23 protein-coding genes are annotated in these 20,512 nt (G+C 34.7%); 10 read left to right on the top strand and 13 right to left on the bottom strand.

Going from position 1 to position 20,512, the window contains the following annotated elements; all coding sequences use genetic code 11:
- Positions 1-2: 2 nt before the first annotated feature.
- Together KCG49_RS06865 and KCG49_RS06860 are read right to left on the bottom strand one after the other, a co-directional pair.
- On the bottom strand, positions 3-395 hold the full coding sequence (locus KCG49_RS06865; protein ID WP_218545445.1) for a lipocalin-like domain-containing protein: 393 nt from the start codon (positions 393-395) through the stop codon (positions 3-5).
- A 20-nt stretch (positions 396-415) separates the two neighbouring features.
- Positions 416-3,580: a leucine--tRNA ligase gene (locus KCG49_RS06860; RefSeq protein ID WP_218545444.1), complete on the bottom strand. Its 3,165-nt coding sequence runs from the start codon at positions 3,578-3,580 to the stop codon at positions 416-418.
- 123 nt (positions 3,581-3,703) lie between these two features.
- On the opposite strand from KCG49_RS06860, the gene KCG49_RS06855 reads away from it, so the two are divergent.
- The 6 genes from KCG49_RS06855 (at position 3,704) to KCG49_RS06830 (ending at position 7,695) form a co-directional block, all read left to right on the top strand.
- Positions 3,704-4,582, top strand: coding sequence for a cell division protein FtsX (locus KCG49_RS06855; RefSeq protein ID WP_218545443.1), 879 nt, complete (start codon positions 3,704-3,706; stop codon positions 4,580-4,582).
- 57 nt (positions 4,583-4,639) lie between these two features.
- Positions 4,640-5,002 carry a hypothetical protein gene (locus tag KCG49_RS06850; protein WP_218545442.1) on the top strand — a complete coding sequence of 121 codons (363 nt, stop codon included), beginning with the start codon at positions 4,640-4,642 and terminating at the stop codon, positions 5,000-5,002.
- 27 nt (positions 5,003-5,029) lie between these two features.
- Positions 5,030-5,293, top strand: a complete 264-nt coding sequence (locus tag KCG49_RS06845; RefSeq protein WP_218545441.1) for a DUF3098 domain-containing protein — start codon at positions 5,030-5,032, stop codon at positions 5,291-5,293.
- A gap of 56 nt (positions 5,294-5,349) precedes the next feature.
- Entirely contained in the window at positions 5,350-6,159 is an 810-nt protein-coding gene (locus KCG49_RS06840; protein WP_218545440.1) for an undecaprenyl-diphosphate phosphatase, read from the top strand.
- Positions 6,156-6,878 carry a tRNA pseudouridine(55) synthase TruB gene (gene truB / locus KCG49_RS06835; RefSeq protein WP_218545439.1) on the top strand — a complete coding sequence of 241 codons (723 nt, stop codon included), beginning with the start codon at positions 6,156-6,158 and terminating at the stop codon, positions 6,876-6,878. The genes KCG49_RS06840 and truB overlap by 4 nt, the downstream gene beginning before the upstream one ends.
- Positions 6,879-6,960: 82 nt before the next feature.
- Positions 6,961-7,695: an energy transducer TonB family protein gene (locus tag KCG49_RS06830; protein ID WP_218545438.1), complete on the top strand. Its 735-nt coding sequence runs from the start codon at positions 6,961-6,963 to the stop codon at positions 7,693-7,695.
- Positions 7,696-7,738: 43 nt separating this feature from the next.
- Here the strand turns inward: KCG49_RS06830 and KCG49_RS06825 are convergent, their stop codons facing one another.
- Positions 7,739-8,356 (bottom strand): thioredoxin family protein, encoded by a 618-nt coding sequence (locus tag KCG49_RS06825; RefSeq protein WP_218545437.1) that lies wholly within the window; start codon positions 8,354-8,356, stop codon positions 7,739-7,741.
- 105 nt (positions 8,357-8,461) lie between these two features.
- Here KCG49_RS06825 and KCG49_RS06820 point away from each other — a divergent pair, with 105 nt between their 5' ends.
- A complete protein-coding gene (locus KCG49_RS06820; protein WP_218545436.1) occupies positions 8,462-9,025 on the top strand; it encodes a DNA-3-methyladenine glycosylase I in 564 nt (187 codons plus the stop codon).
- Here KCG49_RS06820 and aat read toward each other — a convergent pair.
- The 3 genes from aat to KCG49_RS06805 all read right to left on the bottom strand — a co-directional run bounded on the left by aat (position 9,022) and on the right by KCG49_RS06805 (position 11,188).
- Entirely contained in the window at positions 9,022-9,645 is a 624-nt protein-coding gene (gene aat, locus KCG49_RS06815) for a leucyl/phenylalanyl-tRNA--protein transferase (protein WP_218545435.1), read from the bottom strand. The two genes, KCG49_RS06820 and aat, sit on opposite strands and share 4 nt — an antisense overlap.
- Positions 9,646-9,897: 252 nt before the next feature.
- The gene (locus KCG49_RS06810) at positions 9,898-10,275 is read right to left on the bottom strand and encodes a DUF3127 domain-containing protein (protein ID WP_218545434.1); all 378 of its coding nucleotides are present in this window, start codon (positions 10,273-10,275) and stop codon (positions 9,898-9,900) included.
- 43 nt (positions 10,276-10,318) lie between these two features.
- A complete protein-coding gene (locus KCG49_RS06805; RefSeq protein ID WP_218545433.1) occupies positions 10,319-11,188 on the bottom strand; it encodes a flavin reductase family protein in 870 nt (289 codons plus the stop codon).
- Positions 11,189-11,306: 118 nt separating this feature from the next.
- Between KCG49_RS06805 and KCG49_RS06800 the strand changes: the two genes are divergently transcribed.
- Together KCG49_RS06800 and KCG49_RS06795 are read left to right on the top strand one after the other, a co-directional pair.
- Positions 11,307-12,467 carry a sensor histidine kinase gene (locus KCG49_RS06800; RefSeq protein WP_218545432.1) on the top strand — a complete coding sequence of 387 codons (1,161 nt, stop codon included), beginning with the start codon at positions 11,307-11,309 and terminating at the stop codon, positions 12,465-12,467.
- A 133-nt stretch (positions 12,468-12,600) separates the two neighbouring features.
- Positions 12,601-12,957, top strand: coding sequence for a hypothetical protein (locus KCG49_RS06795; RefSeq protein WP_218545431.1), 357 nt, complete (start codon positions 12,601-12,603; stop codon positions 12,955-12,957).
- Here the strand turns inward: KCG49_RS06795 and KCG49_RS06790 are convergent, their stop codons facing one another.
- On the bottom strand, positions 12,958-13,347 hold the full coding sequence (locus KCG49_RS06790; protein ID WP_218545430.1) for an HIT family protein: 390 nt from the start codon (positions 13,345-13,347) through the stop codon (positions 12,958-12,960).
- A 113-nt stretch (positions 13,348-13,460) separates the two neighbouring features.
- Entirely contained in the window at positions 13,461-13,934 is a 474-nt protein-coding gene (gene greA / locus KCG49_RS06785; protein WP_218545429.1) for a transcription elongation factor GreA, read from the bottom strand.
- 133 nt (positions 13,935-14,067) lie between these two features.
- On the opposite strand from greA, the gene KCG49_RS06780 reads away from it, so the two are divergent.
- Positions 14,068-14,517, top strand: a complete 450-nt coding sequence (locus tag KCG49_RS06780) for a hypothetical protein (protein ID WP_218545428.1) — start codon at positions 14,068-14,070, stop codon at positions 14,515-14,517.
- Here the strand turns inward: KCG49_RS06780 and KCG49_RS06775 are convergent.
- The 5 genes from KCG49_RS06775 to pnuC all read right to left on the bottom strand — a co-directional run bounded on the left by KCG49_RS06775 (position 14,514) and on the right by pnuC (position 20,469).
- Positions 14,514-16,757 (bottom strand): TonB-dependent receptor, encoded by a 2,244-nt coding sequence (locus tag KCG49_RS06775; RefSeq protein ID WP_218545427.1) that lies wholly within the window; start codon positions 16,755-16,757, stop codon positions 14,514-14,516. The genes KCG49_RS06780 and KCG49_RS06775 overlap by 4 nt on opposite strands.
- Before the next feature lie 589 nt (positions 16,758-17,346).
- The gene (gene arfB, locus KCG49_RS06770) at positions 17,347-17,751 is read right to left on the bottom strand and encodes an alternative ribosome rescue aminoacyl-tRNA hydrolase ArfB (RefSeq protein ID WP_218545426.1); all 405 of its coding nucleotides are present in this window, start codon (positions 17,749-17,751) and stop codon (positions 17,347-17,349) included.
- A 2-nt stretch (positions 17,752-17,753) separates the two neighbouring features.
- Positions 17,754-19,310: a DUF4301 family protein gene (locus KCG49_RS06765; protein ID WP_218545425.1), complete on the bottom strand. Its 1,557-nt coding sequence runs from the start codon at positions 19,308-19,310 to the stop codon at positions 17,754-17,756.
- Complete coding sequence (locus KCG49_RS06760; RefSeq protein ID WP_218545424.1) at positions 19,307-19,876, bottom strand: AAA family ATPase; 570 nt, start codon at positions 19,874-19,876, stop codon at positions 19,307-19,309. Before KCG49_RS06760 ends, KCG49_RS06765 begins: the two co-directional genes overlap by 4 nt.
- A complete protein-coding gene (pnuC, locus tag KCG49_RS06755; RefSeq protein ID WP_218545423.1) occupies positions 19,837-20,469 on the bottom strand; it encodes a nicotinamide riboside transporter PnuC in 633 nt (210 codons plus the stop codon). The genes KCG49_RS06760 and pnuC overlap by 40 nt, the downstream gene beginning before the upstream one ends.
- Positions 20,470-20,512 lie beyond the last annotated feature (43 nt).

The raw sequence follows: 20,512 nt of genomic DNA, 5'->3' as shown, positions 1-20,512 counted from the left end.
AGTTATTGTAGTTTTTGATACACGCTTCTCCTATTTAGCATATTTGATTCAATCACCAAGTTATCTCCATCAAAATAAGCTACCGATATAATTTCATCTGGATTAACGTATATTTCATAGTCATTACCAGATTTTCTCCAAAGCAATATTTCAAATGTAACTGTTGTACATTCTGCAGGTGTATTATCAAAATCAATATAGTCTGCTGAAAGTTGATTATTACTTTTAAATTCTGAATAATAATATTGAGAACATCCTACTTCGACTTCAACATCAGATTCGTAACGTTCTATCATTTGCCATTGCCCAACAATGTTATCTGTATTACTATCATCATCACTCGAACAGGAAAGCATTAATGCCATAAAAGTGATAATCAGAACTAATTTCTTCATAATTTGACTTGTTATAAGTGTTATCCAACAATATTTACAATTTTACCCGGCACCACAATAACCTTTTTAGGTGTACGTCCTTGTAATTGTTCTTGAGTTTTTTCGTTTGCTAAAACTGTTTTTTCTATTTCATCTTTGTCCATATCTAACGGTAATTCCATAGTAAAGCGCATTTTACCATTAAATGAAATTGGATAGTTCTTAGAACTCTCCACCAAATGACTTGCTTCAAATTTTGGAAACGGTGCTGTAGAAATAGATTCTGAGTGCCCAAGCTTTTCCCATAACTCCTCTGCAATATGCGGTGCATAAGGTGAAATTAAAACCAATAATGGTTGTAAGATGTCTTTGCTCGTACACTTCTGTGCTGTTAACTCGTTTACGGCAATCATAAACGTAGACACCGATGTATTGAACGAGAAATTCTCAATATCTTCTTCTACTTTCTTAATGGTTTTATGAAGTGTTTTTAAACTCTCAGCCCCTTCCGACTTCCCCAGAGGGGAAGGGTTTACGTAGAACTCACCATTTTCTCCTTGGTGGAATAACTTCCATAATTTTTTTAGGAAGCCATGTACACCGGTAATACCAGCGGTATTCCAAGGCTTGTATTGCTCTAATGGCCCTAAAAACATTTCGTAGAGCCTTAGGCTGTCTGCACCGTATTGTTCTACAATATCATCTGGATTGACGACATTGTATTTGGATTTGGACATTTTTTCTGGCTCTCTCAATGTCAAAAACTTGTCATCTTCCTTTATAAATTCAGCATCTTTCCAATCAGAATATCTTGTGTCTTGTTTAATTGCATCAATATCTAGATAGTCAGATGAGCCTTCAAGCAGTGAAATATCAACCTGTCTTTTACAAGCAAAAATTCCATCAACTTCAAATTTTTCAATATTATCTATAAATCTCTGTGCATAATCATTTCCATCTGAAAAGGTGAATCCTTTAAACCTTTGTAAGAAAATTTCTTTAAATCTTAATTGTAGTTCTTCATTATGAAATTGCACTTCACCATATAAAGGGTATGTCTCTTCCTTATCAATAAAAGATTTTGAGATAAAATAATCCCCAACACATAACTCATCAGAGATTTCCTCAAGTGGTTTTCCTCTATTAACATTTTCCCCGTAATAGGTAATGATTGGTTCTATTTTATAAATGAAAGCACTCGTCCCCAAAATCATCCCTTGGTTAATCAGCTTTTTAAAAGGTTCATCTATACCAACAAAGCCGCGATCATATAAAAACTTTACCCAGAAGCGTGAATATAACAAATGCCCTGTCGCATGCTCGCTACCTCCAATATATAAATCTACATTTTCCCAATACTTAAGTGCGTCTTCAGTAGCAAAAGCTTCATCTCGTTTAGCTTGTTCTTCCATATAACGGAAGAAATACCAAGAACTGCCTGCCCAACCTGGCATGGTGTTGAGTTCTAAAGGGTAGACTCCGTTATGAGATTCCTCGTCGCTGCGCTCTGTCGGAATGACATTATCATTCGTTTGATCATGCTGAGCTTGTCGAAGCACCTCATTAGAAACTACTTTATTATTCTTTGTATCCCAAGCCCAAACATCCGCTCTACCTAGAGGCGGCTCACCTTCTTCTGTTGGTAAATACTTTTCTACTTCAGGTAGTGTTAACGGCAAATGTTCTGCATCTATCATTTGTGGCATACCATTGACATAATATACTGGAAATGGTTCACCCCAATACCGTTGCCTTGAAAACACAGCATCACGTAAACGGTAATTGGTTTTCCCTTCACCTTGTCCGATTTGCTCTAACTCGTAAATGGCACGTTTCGTGGCTTTTTTATAATTAAATCCGTTGAGGAAATCACTGTTGGCAATCTTTACATTGTCTTTAGAGTCGAAAGCTTCTTCAGAAATATCTACGCCATCAAATATATTTGGAATCGGAATATTAAAATGCTTTGCAAAACCATAATCGCGCTGATCACCACATGGTACAGCCATTACCGCACCTGTCCCGTAGCTTGCCAATACATAATCACCAATCCAAATGGGAATGGGTTCTTTTGTAAACGGATGTTCGGCATAGGCTCCTGTAAATACTCCAGAAATGGTTTTAACATCTGCCATACGATCGCGTTCACTACGTTTTGCTGTAGCTTCGGTATAAGCATCAACCTCAGCTTTTTGTTCTGGTGTTGTGATTTTAGCTACGAGCTCGTGTTCTGGTGCAAGGGTCATGAATGACACACCGAATATCGTATCAGGGCGTGTTGTGAAAACGGAAATAGTATGAGATTCCTCATCGCTTTGCTCTGTCGGAATGACATTAAAGGTCACCGAAGCACCAACGGACTTCCCTATCCAGTTCTTTTGAATATCCTTAAGAGCATCAGTCCAATCAATAGTATCTAAACCTTGAAGCAAACGTTCTGCATAGGCAGAAATTCGCATACTCCATTGGGTCATTTTTTTACGAATTACTGGATGGCCACCACGTTCAGACACACCATTTACAATTTCGTCATTGGCTAAAACGGTTCCTAATGCAGGACACCAGTTCACTTCAGTTTCAGCTAAATAGGTTAATCTATATTTTAAAAGAATTTCCTGTTGTTGTTCTGATGTGTACGCATTCCAATCTTCAGCAGTAAATAATTCAACATCATCATCACAAGCGGCATTAATTCTTGTATTTCCTTCAGTCTTAAACACTTCAACCAACTCTGAAACAGGTCTTGCCATATCAGAATCCTTGCAGTAATACGATTCAAACAATTGAATAAAAATCCATTGTGTCCATTTATAATATTCAGGATTTGAGGTACGTACTTCTCTACTCCAATCGAACGAAAACCCGATTTGATCTAACTGACGGCGATAGGTTTTTATATTTGCTTCTGTCGTTACCGCAGGATGTTGACCTGTCTGTATGGCATATTGCTCTGCTGGCAATCCAAAACTATCATAGCCTTGAGGATGCAACACATTAAAACCTTTGTGGCGTTTGTAACGCGCATAGATATCACTCGCAATGTAACCCAACGGATGTCCAACATGAAGACCAGCACCACTTGGGTAAGGAAACATATCCAAAACATAATATTTTGGTTTATCACTTTTATTAGAAGCCTTAAAAGTTTCATTTTGTGCCCATTTGTCTTGCCACTTTTTTTCTATGTCGTTAAAGTTGTATCTCATCTTCGAATTTACCTTGAAATAAGCTGCAAATTTAGTAGTATTACAACACAATAAAAAACTAAACGTTGTATTGTTCTAGTTAAGCAATTTCTTTTTTATTTTTACAGCATTAATCTGTTATATATGGCATCATCGTTTGACAAATACCAAAAGCGTAAGTTGATATCTTCTTACATTTCAGTTGTAATTAGTATCGCTTTGGTCCTGTTCCTTTTGGGTTGCTTAGGTTTATTGGTCATTAACTCTAAAAAAGTAGCCGATCACTTTAAAGAACAAGTGGTAATGACCATTTACTTAAACGATACGGCTAAAGAGGTTGAGGTCAATCAGCTTAAAAAGAGTTTGGCGATGGCAGATTACACTAAGGAAGCGAAATATGTCTCTAAAGAGGAAGCGGCTGAATTTATGAAAGCAGAAACCGGTGAGGACTTTATGGATTTTGTGGGTTACAATCCATTAAAAAACTCTATTGATGTTTACTTAAAAGCCGATTACGTCACTACAGAACAGCTTACCGAAATTACAGATAATCTCTCTAATAAGGCATTTATTGAAGAAATACGTTATGATAATGACTTGGTTGAATTAATGAATGACAACGTAAAAAAAATTACACTTTGGGTGTTGATTATTAGTGGATTGTTTACTTTGATTGCTGTACTCTTAATCAATAGCTCAATTAGATTAGCTGTATATTCCAAACGATTTATCATAAAAACCATGCAAATGGTTGGTGCTACCAAAAGTTTTATTCGAAAGCCATTTGTTTGGAAAAGTGTTCAACTTGGTATCATTGGTGCAATTGTAGCCTTAATAGGTATGTCAATTGTACTCTATTATTTAGATCTTACCTTCCCAGAGTTAGAATTACTTAGAAACACGGTAATGATTATTGTACTGTTTGTTGGCATCTTTTTCTTGGGCATTGTGATTACTTGGATCAGTACCTTTATTGCGACGCAACGTTTCTTGAATTTGAAAACAGATCAGTTGTACTATTAGGGTCTTGGGTTAAAAATATATTCTTATAAATTTCGTTAGTATTCAAAACCGCCAAGCATGCAAAAACCTGTTAAAAATGCTATTCTTATTATTTTGGTTTTGATTTTAGTACCATTCTTCTTTTTTAAGTCATGTGTAATTTATAAACCAGAGCCCCATGAATGTGAAATTGTAACTGCAAAAATTGACACGCTTATTGCAGGCCCAACATTTGATATTCAATTTAAAACTGGTATGGGAAATACCTATTATATCAATAGAGGAATTGAGTCGGGCTTAAATTTAGATTCTCTTAACGCAAAAGTTTTAAATAAAACTGTTACTTTGCATTTACCAAAATTGCTTTTTGGAACTTCAAAGCACATTGCACAATTGGCTCTTGAAGACCAAATTCTTTATACTGAATTTAGTACTAACTAAAAGATTCCTGCCTATACAGGAAATATTATGGGAGAACAAAAACGTAAAGCAGCATCTAAGGCCGAATTTATCTTCGGAAAGAAAAACTATAAATGGTTGTTTATTGGTTTAGCTTTTATTGTTATTGGTTTTATACTAATGGCAGGAGGAGGCAGTGAGGACCCTAATGTATTTGACCCTTCAATATTTAGTAAGAGGCGTATTAGGCTAGCACCAACACTTGTATTGATAGGCTTTGGGATTCAGGTTTATGCCATTCTTTTAAATCCAGATAAAGGCTCAAAAAAATAACATTCTTTTTACTTACATTTGCCGCAGATCACTATACTAAGTGATATTTTTGCCTCATGGAAATTTTAGACGCGGTTATTTTAGGAATTGTCCAAGGACTTACAGAGTTTTTACCTGTTTCATCTAGCGGTCATTTAGAACTTGGCAAAGCTATTTTAGGCAGTAATGCCATGCCTAAAGAAAGCTTACTATTCACTGTGATTCTACACTTTGCAACTGCGCTGAGCACTATAGTTATCTTTAGAAAGGACATCGTAGAGATTTTTAGCGGATTGTTTAAAGCTATTTCTACAAGAATGTGGACCGAAGAAGCTAAGTTTTCTGTAAAAATTATTGTTTCCATGATTCCGGCGGTAATTATAGGTTATAAATACGAACGTGTTTTTGAAGAACTTTTTGGGAATAATATTTTATTGGTAGGTAGTATGCTCATTGTTACAGCAATTTTATTATTCTTAGCAGACAGAGCCAAACGCACACATAAAAAAGTAGGCTTAAAAGATGCTTTAATCATAGGTGTTGCACAAGGTGTTGCGATGCTACCTGGTATATCACGGTCAGGTGCCACGATATCAACTTCAGTACTTTTAGGAATCGATAAGATCAAAGCTGCTCGGTTTTCGTTTTTAATGGTGATACCACTTATTTTTGGTAAAATTGCCAAAGATATTTTAGCTGGTGAAATAGATTACACGAGTACTAACTTCACCTATCTAAGCGTTGGTTTTATTGCAGCTTTTATTTCAGGTTTGTTTGCTTGCACTTGGATGATTAAACTCGTTAAGCAAAGTAAACTCACCTACTTTGCGATCTATTGCATTATTGTGGGTGTCATTGCTATAATCTGGTCACTTTTTTATAAATGAAAACTGGAGACGATTTTAAAAATGGGCAAGTCCTGCTCATTGACAAACCCTTAACTTGGACATCCTTTCAGGCAGTAAACAAATTACGTTGGGCCATTAGGCAAGCCTTTTCAATTAAAAAAATAAAAGTCGGACATGCTGGTACATTAGATCCTTTGGCCACAGGATTATTAGTGATTTGCACAGGCAAAATGACCAAACAGATTAACACTTTTCAAGGTCAGGAAAAAGAATATACAGGTACTTTTGTATTGGGAAGCACAACACCATCCTATGATTTAGAAACTGAAATTGATGCTACATTTCCTACTGAGCACATTACAGAAGACTTCATTCATAAAACCACAAAACAATTCATTGGCAAGATTGAGCAATTTCCTCCAGTTTTTTCAGCCATTAAAAAGGATGGAAAGCGTTTGTATGAATTTGCCCGTGCTGGCGAAAACGTAGAGATAAAGTCACGTCCAGTAGAAATCAAATTATTTGAAATCACCGAAATCAATACCTCAGCTTTGCCTAGCACAAACGGTGTGGAATTAAAATTTAGAGTAGTTTGCAGTAAAGGCACCTATATTCGATCTTTAGCACACAACTTTGGAAAAGCCCTAAACTCTGGTGCGCATTTATCGGAATTACGCCGTACACGCATTGGTGATTTTAGGGTTGAAGATGCTATGACCCCTGATGATTTTATTACAGCTCTTCCTCTTAAACAATGATTCAACACGGGTTCAAGAGTACGATTTAATCTTTTTCATTGTTATATTCGTATATCTTTAGTGTTGTAAAATATATCTTAACTTGAATATAATTGAAAAATACAAAGCAGCTATCGTCACATTTCTTCTTACAGGAACTGTGGTTCTTGCCTTGTTCAGTATCCAACTAAAGCAACAAGGAGATCTCATCACTGAAAGCTATTATGAGATTGAACCAGAACCTGAAGTATCTGAAGAAGAACTTGAAAAAATCGAAGACCCAACTGCTACCTCGACCAATAAAGCATTTAACGAAGACCAAGAATACAAAGAGATGATGCGCAACTTTAAGACCGTTAGCGCCAATGATTTTGAACGTACCACAAAAGCCTTGGAAGAAGCTAAAACCAATGAAATACAAGAAGAAACAAGCTTGAATAAATCTTATGCTAATGGTAATGCGTATGCATTAAATTCTGACGAAACGCTATCCTACAAAAGCCTACAGGAAAAACTAAAAAAGCGAAAGGACAACCAAAAAATTGCAGATGAACATGCCAAAACTAAAAGTACACTTACGTATTCTCTTAAAGGTAGAATTATGGAAGATTATGATATTCCAAGATATCTTTGCGAAAATGGCGGTAAAATTGTAGTTAACATTTGGGTCAATAGTATAGGAAAAGTAACTGATGCTTCGGTTAATGGTTCGTCTAATTCTAGCGACCAGTGTTTAATTGATCGGGCTATGGAATACGCTAAAGATGTTCAGTTTAATCGTTCTGATAGACAAGAACAGATAGGCACTATTACTTTTTTGTTTAAAGGTAAGCGCTAAGTTTGTTCCTAAAGTGAAAAGCTCTGCGCAACGTATTGACCACTTAAACCAATAAATTCAACAAATCTTCTATAATAGATTGTCCTTTATCTTTATTATACCAACGTTGTAAATCTTCTTTAAATTCTTGAGACAATTGTCCATGCTTTGCTTTGTATACATTGACCATATTCGTAGCAACTGATGGTCTTGGGCCAAAGGTATTTATAACTTCATCAGTAGTATTGTCTATCATAATTAACTTCGGAATCGCTCTCCCACCATTGGTTAAAAACTGGTTCATCAGTTCATCATTTTCATCTCTAAGTACAATTCTGTAATCAATAGTAGCGTTAAGCGCTGCAACTTTATTAATCACAGGCATTACATGTGCCGCATCACCACACCAACTTTCGGTAATGACCAACCAGGTTACGTTTTTATCAAAACCCTGAATCTTAACTTTAGCTTCTTCAGAAAGTTTTATCGTTTTATCCCAACGCTTCATACGCTTATCATTAAGCCTTGTATAATTGACCAAAGCTTCGGTTTTTTCATTTCCCGTTGTTGAATTTTCTTCAACTAGCCTTGTAACCAAATTGCGATAATCTTGATAATTAATAGATTTTTCTATACTCTCTGAAATTATTTTATTTACCATAGGTTGCTTTACTGTTTCCATAATACAAAATTAGTGTTGAACAACTACAAATTATGTGACATTTGTTACCTTAGTAGTACAAAATTTAAAAACTTATTAGTAGTACAAAATTTAAAAACTTACAAGATGGAAAAACAAAGATGTGGTTGGTGTGTTGGTGATCCTCTTTACGAAACATACCATGACGAAGAATGGGGAGTACCTATATATGATGATGACACCTTGTTTGAGTTTTTAATCCTCGAAACCTTTCAGGCTGGCTTAAGCTGGATTACTGTATTGAGAAAACGTGAAAACTTTAGAAAGGCGTTTGATAATTTTGACTATAAAAAAATCGCAAACTATAAGCAAAATAAAGTTGACAAATTACTTCAAGATAAAGGTATTATTAGAAACAAATTAAAAGTAAATGCGACGATTACCAATGCTCAGGCTTTTATGAAAATTCAAGATGAATTTGGGTCGTTTTCTAAATATATATGGGCTTTTGTAGATGGCAAGCCCATTAAAAATAATTTTAAAGATTACAAAAAAGCACCTGCAAATACTCCACTTAGCGATGCGATTAGCAAAGATTTAAAAAAGCGAGGTTTTAAATTTGTTGGCACAACAGTGATGTACGCACACATGCAAGCCACAGGTATGGTCAATGACCATGAAGTCTCTTGTTTTAGATATAATGAGGTTTAGAGAAACTTTACAAACTCTTGCCGAGAAATATGCTTGCCTCCAAGGCTCTCCAAATGTTTTGTATGTAATTGGCAATCAATAAGCTTATAATCTGAGTTTTGTACAAAAGTTATAAAACCGACTTTACTGGCATTACTTACCTTAGCAAACATACTTTCTCCACAAAATACTCTATTTCCTAAATCCACTCCGTATAGACCACCAACCAACTCATCATTTTCCCATACTTCAACAGATTTTGCATAACCCAGCTTATGAAGTGAAATGTAGGCATTAATCATATCGTCAGTAAGCCAAGTACCCATTTGACCTTCTCGCTTGGCTTTGGCACAATTTTCTATTACGGCATCAAAACTTTTATTTACCGTAACTTTAAATTTATTTCCTCTTAATATCTGTTTCATACTTTTTGAGACCTTTAACGCTTCAGGAAATATTACAAAACGAGGATCTGGCGACCACCAAAGTATAGGTTCGTCTGTATCAAACCAGGGGAAAATTCCATTCTTATACGCATGAAGAAGGCGTTCTGAAGATAAATCTCCTCCAACAGCCAATAAACCTTCACTTGTGGCTTCAGACAGGTCAGGAAACTCTATTTTTTGAGTTAAAAAGTGCATTAATTAACTATTTAAGCGATTTTTACTGTTAAATATAGTGCTGTGCTTTGATAGCCTAAGTTTTTTTTTAATATTTGTTTTGATCTTTATATGATAAATTTTGTTCATCATTGCTTTTTTTTAATTTGTTTATAAAGATCAAAACCTAAAACCAAAATACTAAGTCCCAACTAACCATTGGGACTTTTTCATTAAAAAAGACTTGCCTTTCATAAAAACAAGTCTTTAAGTTTCTTCTTCCTATTTTAAACGTTAAAACGGTAAATCGTCGTGTTCGTCTTCGTTTAAATCATTTACTGGCTCAAATGCCTCAGTAGGTGGTACTGGTGGCATGTCTCCACTTGGTGCTTCAGATTGCAAGGCTTCTATTCTCCAACCTTGTATAGAGTTAAAATATTTGGTTTCCCCTTGTGGATTAACCCACTCACGTCCCCTAAGGTTAATGCTAATTTTAACCTGTTGACCTACTTGGTAATTATTCAACAAATCTGTTTTATCCTGAACAAACTCTACCATAATATGTTGTGGATATTGCTCTTCTGTAGTCACCACGATTTCTCTTTTTCTAAATCCATTATTCCCAAAGGTTTGCGTCTCACCAATCAGCTTAATTCGTCCTTGTACTTCCATTTTGTCTTAATCTATATAATTTAAATTTATGTTCTTTTTTGAGCTACGAAAGTAATAACTTCCATGCACTTTCCACGTCTCCGTAGCTTAAATAATTTCGTGCTATTTTATGTTTTTCTCTATGCGATGCCGTTTCTATTTCGGGATAGCGTTTACTGATATCTTTTATAAATTGATTGACTTCTTCCTCACTAGGCAAGGCTTCAACATTAGCTAGCATTCCGAGATTATTCCCTGTTAAAATCATACTATTTCTTACATGCTCTGGTAAGCTATCAACACCAATTCCCAAGGTTCGTAATGGTTTTGGTATTTCAAAAAATCCTTTTTTTGCTCTACTATAATAACTACCTCCTGCTCTTGCCACTAAATCCAATGCTTCTTGATTTATGGTGTTATCTGCATTCATTACTTCGTCTGCAATGTGGAGTTTAACCACCTCACATATTACCAAGTTCCCTGCACCACCTTCAGTTCCTAAGTGTATAATATCGTTAACTTTACATTCAAACTGTACTGGAGATTCTGCCACTCTAAACGGTTTTACCATATCTGATGGCAACATTGTTAATCCCGTTTTTTCAAATTCATTGACATCCTCAGGATATTCCGTACTGCTCAAGGACATTTGATGAACAATATCATAGTTAACCACATTAATGACCACTTCCTTTACAGCTTCTACATTCTCTAAAGTATGTTTTATTGTATTGTCCCTAACACGTCTGGCTGGAGAAAATATCATAATAGGTGGGTTGGCACTAAATACATTAAAGAAGCTAAAAGGCGACAAATTAGGATTGCCATTAGCATCCATAGTGCTTGCAAACGCAATTGGTCTAGGTGCCACGGCACTTAATAAATAACCGTGCAATCTGCCTGTGGAAAGTTCTTTTGGGTCGAAGGAAATCATCTAATCAACTGATTTTTAACAAATATAATTATATTGGTATTCTATTGAAAGTGTTTTGTTGATATAAGCACAATATTATCAACAGTTTTACATTATATTTAAAAAATTACATTAGCCAATGACATTTAGCACAAACAGAAATGTAATCCGTTGGATTATTATATTATCCTCATTTATCATTGTCTCCTCCATACTTTGGAATACATATTCCTTTTTTCAAAAATTTAAGGCTGAAGAGCGAAAGAAAATGGAAACATGGACATTAGCTTACCCAGAATACAATAAATATTTTTATCAAGATAACGTAGAATTAAACTCAATTGCAGAACGAATAGTAATAGATACCACAGTTACTATTCCGATGGTTTTGTTAGATAAGGATAACAAAATTCGAAATGAAAGAAATATAGATTCTGTAATACTTAAAAACCCGAAAGAGTTAATTCGTTTTATTAATAGACTCATTTCTCAAAATGAACCTATTGAAGTCGATTTACCTAATAACGAAAAAGGGAAGTTGTATTATGGTAACTCTCCATTGCTTAACAAGTTAAAATATTATCCTCTAGCTTTATTATTGATAATAATTCTCTTTGCCGCTGTGGTATATTTCTTTTATAGAAGTTCTAAAAATGCAGAGCAGAATAAGCTCTGGACAGGTATGGCAAAAGAGACCGCTCACCAAATTGGTACTCCGTTATCATCATTAGTAGGTTGGACCGAGATTTTAAAATCCGAAAACATTAACCCAGATTACATTGTAGAAATTGAAAAAGACATAGACCGATTGCAAACCATAACCGAACGATTCAGCAAAATTGGTTCTGCACCAACCTTGAAGCAATTAGATATTGTTGAGGCAACACAATCTTCTTTTGATTATCTAAAATCGCGTTCGTCTAAACTTATCCATTTTGAACTCATAAGTCCTAAAAAAGCCATTATGGTTGACCTCAACTCTCAACTTTTTAGTTGGACCATTGAGAATTTGGTTAAAAATGCCATTGATGCCATGAAAGGAAAGGGAAATTTAAAGCTTAATATTTATTCTGATGAAAAACAGGTATATATTAATATTTCCGATACAGGTAAAGGGATTCCCAAGAATCAATTCAACAAAATTTTCGAACCGGGTTATACCACAAAAAAACGTGGTTGGGGACTTGGACTTTCGTTAGCTAAGCGTATTATTGAAGATTACCACAACGGGAAAATAAAGGTACTTAGTTCTGAGATTGGCAAAGGCACAACTATTCAAATAAGTTTAAAAACTCAATAGGCATTAAAGTAGCGTTTTTTAACAAACTACAAAAACCCTTAAATGTCCTGAAGCGTTCATCTACAAAACTTACTGAAAATATTGTCCCTTTGATGGGATTTAGAAGTGTGAAAAATTTATTTTAAATTTGAATATGGGTTCATCAAAATACTTTACACTCAAAGAAGCCAAACTTAACAATAATTGCCCAGAATGTTATTCTACAGATGGGTTACAAATTACGTTTAAACAAAAATTTACTGAAAACACTTTTTACAAGGCCATAACTAACGACACGCTTTACGATATCCATTGCTACAATTGCGATACGCCTATTTATCCAATACAGTGGACTGAAGATATTGACCGCGTTGTTGATTATCAAAAACGTGCCATACAACCAAAGTCTAAATCCATAAAATTGAAACCTTTGGCTTGGATAATTATTCTTTTAGATATAATTATTGCAGTGTTTATTGTACTGGTTGCAATGGGTATTATATCCCTTTAACTACAAATATGAAGCTATTTTTTTGGCTATAGTTTCAAACTCAGAAGGACTTAATTTTTCTTTGTGTGTAAAACGTGCATTTTCCATGGTGTGCAACGGAATTAAATGTACATGTACATGAGGCACTTCTAAGCCAATAACTGACATACCAACCCGTTCGCAAGGCACAGCGTTTTCGATAGCAACGGCAACACGTCTTGAAAATTGCATTAAGCCCGTATAGGTAGCTTCATCTAAATCGAAAATTTTATCAACCTCCTTTTTTGGTATGCAAAGTGTATGACCTTTGGAATTTGGGTTGATGTCTAAAAATGCGTAAAAATCTTCCGATTCAGCTACTTTGTATGATGGGATTTCACCATTAATTATTTTGGTAAAAAGTGTGGCCATAAATTGAAGATTATCCTATAAAGATAAAAAGATTCCTTGAGAAAGGAATCTTTTTTCATGTAATCATTTTTAAAAGAACTACAACTGAGTTCAGTGTGATCCATTTGTTAACTTTATCTAGAAATCTCCAATATATCAAACTTCATAATACCATTGGGCACTTGTATTTCGGCAGTATCTCCAACAGATTTTCCTAATAAGCCTTTGCCTATTGGAGAATTCACTGAAATTTTACCTGCAGCCAAATCAGCTTCACTTTCTGCCACTAAAGTGTAGGTCATTTCCATACCATTATTCTGATTCTTAATCTTAACAATAGATAATGCCAATACTTTTGAAGTGTCTAATTGAGATTCATCAATAACTCTAGCATTAGCTAAAGTTTCTTCCATTTTAGAAATCCGCATTTCTAACATACCTTGGGCTTCTTTTGCTGCATCGTATTCTGCATTTTCACTCAAATCCCCTTTATCTCTAGCTTCGGCTATAGCCTGCGATGCTTTTGGACGTTCAACATCCTTTAACTGGTTTAATTCCTCCCTTAATTTTTTTAACCCTTCTGCGGTGTAGTAAGATACTTTACTCATAATTCGTTCGTTTTTGTATATACAAAAGACGCTGAAACGAGTTCAGCGTAAACAAAAAATCTCGCGCCAACGAGATTACTATGCAAATATATAAAATATTTACGTTATAGTATAAATAATCGTAAATTGAGCCATGAAATTTTGCAATAAAAAGCTATTTATAATTCTATCTGTTCTTTTATTTACGTGTAGTGGAGACGATGATAATAGAAACCGATGTAACTTCTTATTTGATGCTGGTGTAAATCTAACAGTAAATACTAATTTACCTCAATTTAACCAGCTACAGTCTACCAGCAATGGTGTATATGTACCTAACCAAGGAAACAATGGTATTTGGCTATGGAGACTTAACTCATCTACACTTCTCGCATGGGATGCAGCAGACCCAAGTCATGCCCCTGGAGCGTGCTCAACATTAACCGATACTGGTGAATTTGATATTGTAGTTTGTGGTTGCGATGATGAAAACAGGTATAGCCTATCTACTGGTGTTGGTCTTGATGGCAATACAGAACCTTGCACCTTACAACCTTACCGAGTTGATAATTTAGGAAACAATACCTTTTTGGTTACTAATTAAAAATTTAAAGTCACTCCGGCTAAGAAATTTGTCGTTGCTTGTGGGTAAAATCCTGAGAAAAAACCTGTTGAAATTCCTGTGGGACTATCAGAATCTTCAAAATCGAAAGATCCAAAATACCCATTGGACACATACTTTTCGTTAAAAATATTGTTGACTAGACCGGTAAAAACAATAGATTTAAAGAACGGTTTGGATTCTTCATTTGCTTCATTTCCTTCGAATGACATCGTGTATGTAACATTAAAATCATTAACAAAAAAGCTGTCTAACTTAGACTCAGGATTCTCAGTATTACCCATAAATTGCTCACCTACATATTTACTTAATAAAGACATTTGAAGATCTTTGATAGGTCGAAACACAATAGCATTGGCAGCAACTATCTCCGGAGAGAAAGAAATATCTGTACTACCTAAGTTTTGAAACCTTCCATCTATTGATACAATTGTCTCTGTATTTTTATTAGAACTCAGTGTCATATTAGGTTGAAGGGTAAACTTAGAAGTAACAGGAATCACTGCTTCTAACTCCAAACCTAATCGATAACTTTCTCCACTATTTGTTCTTATAGGATTACCTACATCGTCTAATCTACCTGAAAGCACCAATTGTTGATTATACAACATATAATAGGCGTTAGCATTAAAAACAAAGTTTCCTTTTTTATGCCTCCATCCTAATTCAAAATCATTCAATTGCTCTGGTTTAATATCATTATCACTTTCAAAATCAGTTCTGTTTGGTTCTCTATTGGCTCTAGCATAAGAAAAGTAAAAACTGTTAGAATTGTTCAATTCGTAAGTAACACCAGCTTTTGGATTAAAAAATGTAAACTTTTTATCAACTTCAAAATCTACTAGATCTGAAGTATTTCCATAAGTTTTGTAAGTCACATTACGCACTTGCAAATCACCATACAAACTTAACTTATCGTTTAATTGATAGTTAGCCTTTGTAAAAACTGATAAATCATTTTTTAAACTATTACCATCGTAATAGCGATCTCTAATATCACTTTGACTGGCAAATTCTGCCCAAATGACTTCACCAAAATGATCACCGTCATAATGACTAAAGGAACCTCCAAAAATCATATCGAGCTCATCGTTTCTATAATTGGCACTAGCATTGATAACATAAAAATCATTATCTAGCCAACGACGACGAATCAAATCTGTCTCATTCACCACTTCACCGTTTACTGTTAATTCTTCAAAACCGTAAGTAGAAAAATCGTCATCTTCTCTAAATTGTTCAAAATAACCGCGACCATAAGTGTAGTTAAGACCTAGGGTAGTTGACCAGTTGTTGTTGTACTTCTGATTCCAGTGTAACTGATAATGATCTTGGCTGTAATTATCCACTTCATTATCGTAAAATTGAGTGTTTCCATCGTCGTCAGTATACTCACCAGACGGATTAAACGTACGATCTTCTCTAAGTTGCTCTGCAGTGATACCATTCCACGCTTGATACGTCACTTCATTACCACCAAAAACGATAGCCTTAATCAAGGTATTTCCGTCTACATAAGCACCTTGAAGAAAATATGATTTGAGATCTGCTGAAGCTCTATCTATGTAGCCGTCTGATGCAATATTAGATAAGCGACCAGCAATCTCAAAGTGGTCGTTCATTAAACCTGTGCTAAATTTCACTGTATGCTTTCTGGTATTGAAACTCCCAAAAGAATTAGAAATTTCACCTGAAGCTTCTTTTGAAACGGCATCTGTTAATACATTAATACTGGCACCAAACGCCCCAGAACCATTGGTAGATGTACCTACACCACGTTGCAATTGCAAACTCTCTACAGAAGATGCAAAATCGCCAAGATTGACCCAAAACGTTCCTAAAGATTCCGCATCGTTATAGGGAATTCCATTAATAGTAATATTGGTAGAAAGCGGGCTTACACCTCGCACTCTAATGCCCGTATAACCTACTCCCGCACCAGCATCTGATGTAGTGACTACAGAAGGCAAAAAGTTGAGTAAAATAGGTATGTCTTGACCTAAGTTTCGTTTTGCAATTTCTTTTTTTGTTACGTTTGAATGCGTGATTGGTGCTTTTTCTTTTACACGAACAGACTTTACTAAAACTTCGTCTAGTTTTTCAACCTTGGTTGAATCTTGCTCTTTTTTTTGTCCGAATGATGAACAAAAGGATAGTAAAAAGATAACTGTTGTTAATCTCTGCCAACTATTTTTTGAGAGATTATTGAATACATTTTTCATTACGATTAAATAAAATAATCGAATAAAAAGAGGTCATTATTCTTTATTAATAATTGATTAATTGAGCATTGCAAGCATAAGATAAAGTCAATCTTGATTTTTATTTGAATACTAAAAGTGAATAAATTAGGTCATTTTAGATTCAGAAGTAAAAACCAACATTGATGACCTAATCGCACTCGCTAGAAATGCCAACTAGGCATTTCTTAACGCTCGCTTCCTAAACAGCATTACCTGTTCTAGGTTCAATGGGTATGATCTCAGCCTTATCAGTGAGCAGTTGACAGCAAATAAACAGTCATCAGTAAAACTGTAGACTGTGTATACTTGGGACTGCATACTTAAAAAAGCACCCCTTTTTTGAGAACAGTGCAAATATAATCTAGAAATAAATAATGGCAAATGAATACTGATGAATTATTTTTTAAGTGAAGTACTATTGTCACTTAGAAGCTCAGTTTCGATTAACTTCACTTTACAACCAACTAACTATCAACGCCTAGTGTTAGACAGGAATATCCTGCAAGGTTTCAAAAACCTTATGGGTATAGTAATAATCGAACTCAAATCTCAAATGATTTAAAGATTATCAATCAACCTTAGGTGGTTTCCTATTGGTCTTTTTTTCAGAATTTTTACGTTTATTTTCTAAACGCTTTCGCTTTACAGCTTTTGGTACTTTAGTTGTTTTTCTTTCTTCTTCTGGCTTTAAACCTTCTTCAATGAGTTCTAAACAACGTTGTGTCACCAGTGCTTTGTTTCTAAACTGGCTCCGACTTTCTCCAGAATTCAGTATTAAAACCCCTTGTTTATTTATTCTGTTTTTGAAAAATGCTTTTAAACGTTCTTTTTCTTCTTCATTAAAGACATTAGATTTCTCAATATTAAAGTACAACACAACTTTAGATGCAACTTTATTGACGTGTTGCCCACCACTTCCTGAGCTTCTAACAGCTTTGAAAGTTAATTCAGATTTAAGTAAGTCGACATCCACAATTAATTAATTTGATGCGGTGCTTTTAGTAAGTCATTTACAGTTTTAACCGGATTAAAAGTAATAATTGGCACTTCAACAAAAATGGTGTTCCAATGTGCCATACTACCATTCCAAAGCCCAGGTAATTCAAGAGCTTTAAGTTCTTTACCTGCTTTAGTTTTCTTGGTAATAAAAGCGGCATTGGTATCTACAAAATCCTCAAGATTAAACTTTTCTCCTTTATAGTTTTTAACTCCGCAGACCAAATCTACAGGATTAAAATGTGTGGCATTAGTTAAGATATCTTTTTGCCACTTATTCTTAAGATTAATTTGTGCCGACTCTACAATTTGCAGAGATAAATTACCAAACTGGTCTCTTACCCAAAAAGGGCCACCTCCAGGCTCACCTTCATTTTTCACCATTCCACAGACACGAATTGGTCTATCTAACTTTTCACGTAAGTATTCGATCTTATACTTATCTAAATATTTATGATATTCACCAGAAATTTTGATACACATTTCATCTGTTAGAAATGCTTCCATTTTGCTAAAGTCTTCTTTAGATATATTGGTTTTATCTAAAACCCCCATGTATTTAAACGCCTTATTTTGAAGTTTAAACAATATACCAGCTAATACTTTTTTGTATTTAGCCATTTCTTCTTTGTATTGCTTTACAACAACATTGTCTATATTCTTTACAAAGATGACATCAGCTTCAAGTGCATTTAAATTTTTCAACAAAGCCCCATGACCAGAGGGTCTAAACACCAGCTTCCCATCATCTTCCCTAAACGGTTTGTCTTTTAATGTTACGGCAATGGTATCTGTAGATTCATGCTGATAAGAAAATGAAATGTCAAAGCTTACGCCTGTATTATCTTCAACATATTCCTCAATACGCTTAAACTCTTGGCTAAATTTATCCTTATAACGCTCGGATATCGTAAAGTGAAGCTTCGCCTTATTATCGTCCGAAGCATAGATTGCAGCTTCGTACAAATGTTCTTCAAACGCCGTAGAAATATGGTTACTCTTATACTTATGGAACGGTAGAAGTCCTTTTGGTGAATTTCCAAAATTGAGTTGATTTTCATCTAACATGGTATTCACAAAATGAAGTGCTTTGTCACTAATGGACAAGCTGTCAAAGTCAATGGATTTTGTTTTTAGCTGTTCTATAACCTGGTCGTAAAAAGGAAACTTTTCTATACCAACCAAAAAAAGTGCTAATTCTCTGAGGTTCTTTTTATTTATATATGCATTTAAAGATTCTTTATTTGGGTTATACTCTTTTAAAAATCGAAATAAAAACTTAAACATTCTAGTAGCTGCACCAGAAGCTGGTACAAACTTTAAAAGTGATGCCTTGCTTTTCTTGGTTTCAAAATGAAGAATGGCTTCATCTATTTGCTTAGTATCCAGACCTATAATACCATTACCAACAGTAGCTGCTTCAGCAATATTTGTAAAGGGTATTCCGGTTTTAAAAAGTTCTATTTGAGATTCAACCTCTTCTAAGGCTAAGCCTTTAGCTTTAATCTGCTTGATATCTTTTTCCGTAAAACTCATTTCTTTTTTTGTAGTAAGTTATCAATATGTTCAACAGCTAGTTTAAGTCGCTCTTGCTTATTGCCTTTTAATAAAACGTAAGGTTTATTGTAGGTTTTTAGAGCAGTTTCGAAAGCTTTGAACATCCGTTTTCTTTCATTGGGTTTGTCCCTTAGGTCATCTGCTTCCCAAGGAGTGTCAATATAAGTTAAAAAATAAAGGTCATAAGAATTTTCTAGAGCATATGCTTCTAAAATCGGGTCACATGTTCCTGAATAATAAGCTTCACTATAAACTTTGGTTTCCAGTAAATCTGTATCACAAATTAGAACGGAATCTGTTTTTTGAGCCAGCTCATTTTCAAGCTTCATTTGCCCAATAGCGATCGGTAGCAAATCTTTTGGCTCGCAGGTTTTGCGCTCATTGTTCCACTTATTCTGCAAATACTCTCGTGCATATTCTGGTACCCAAACCGAATTATAATGTCTTGCTAACTGACGTGACAATGTTGTTTTACCAGTAGATTCTGGACCAAACAAAACGACTTTTATGCAGTTTGAATGTTGTTGTCTAAGTGCTTCTTCCATGCTAAATATCCAAATATGGCAATAACTGCAAATCCTAAATACTGGAAACTTGTAAACGTAAATCCTTTATACATATACAAAGGTACAGATATGATATCACCAATAATCCAGAAAATCCAATTTTCAATCTTGCGTCTCGCCATAAGCCACATGCCCACAAAAAAGATTGCAGTTGTTAGCGTATCTGCATAGGCAACCCAACCATTCCATTTACCAAAAGCCTTGTAAACTATGTAAACAAATATTAGCGTGGCAATAAAAATTAGAACACTGGCTCTTTTTTCCTTTAATGTTGTTCTAGAAATTGGTGTTACATGGGTATCATCAACCTTACGTGTCCAGATATACCATCCATAAACACTCATAATGAAATAATATCCATTAATCATCATATCGCCAAGTAATTCCCACTTAAACAACAAGTAAACAAAAATTACTGTACTGATCATTCCTGTTGGGAATACCCAAATCTTATTTTGCTTAGAAAACCAAACTGATAGAAATCCAAAAATAACAGCTGTAATTTCTAAAACAATGTCTGATGTTTGGTATGCTGAGTATTGCGCAAAAAGAAAATCAAAAATTTGGTTCATTCAATCATAGTATTTACACCTACAGAAGCCTATCTATCTTGCA

Origin of the sequence: Winogradskyella luteola (assembly GCF_019203985.1) — a bacterium.
Classification (GTDB): Bacteria; Bacteroidota; Bacteroidia; order Flavobacteriales; family Flavobacteriaceae; genus Winogradskyella; species Winogradskyella luteola.
This window is presented reverse-complemented; position numbering and strand designations above follow the sequence as displayed.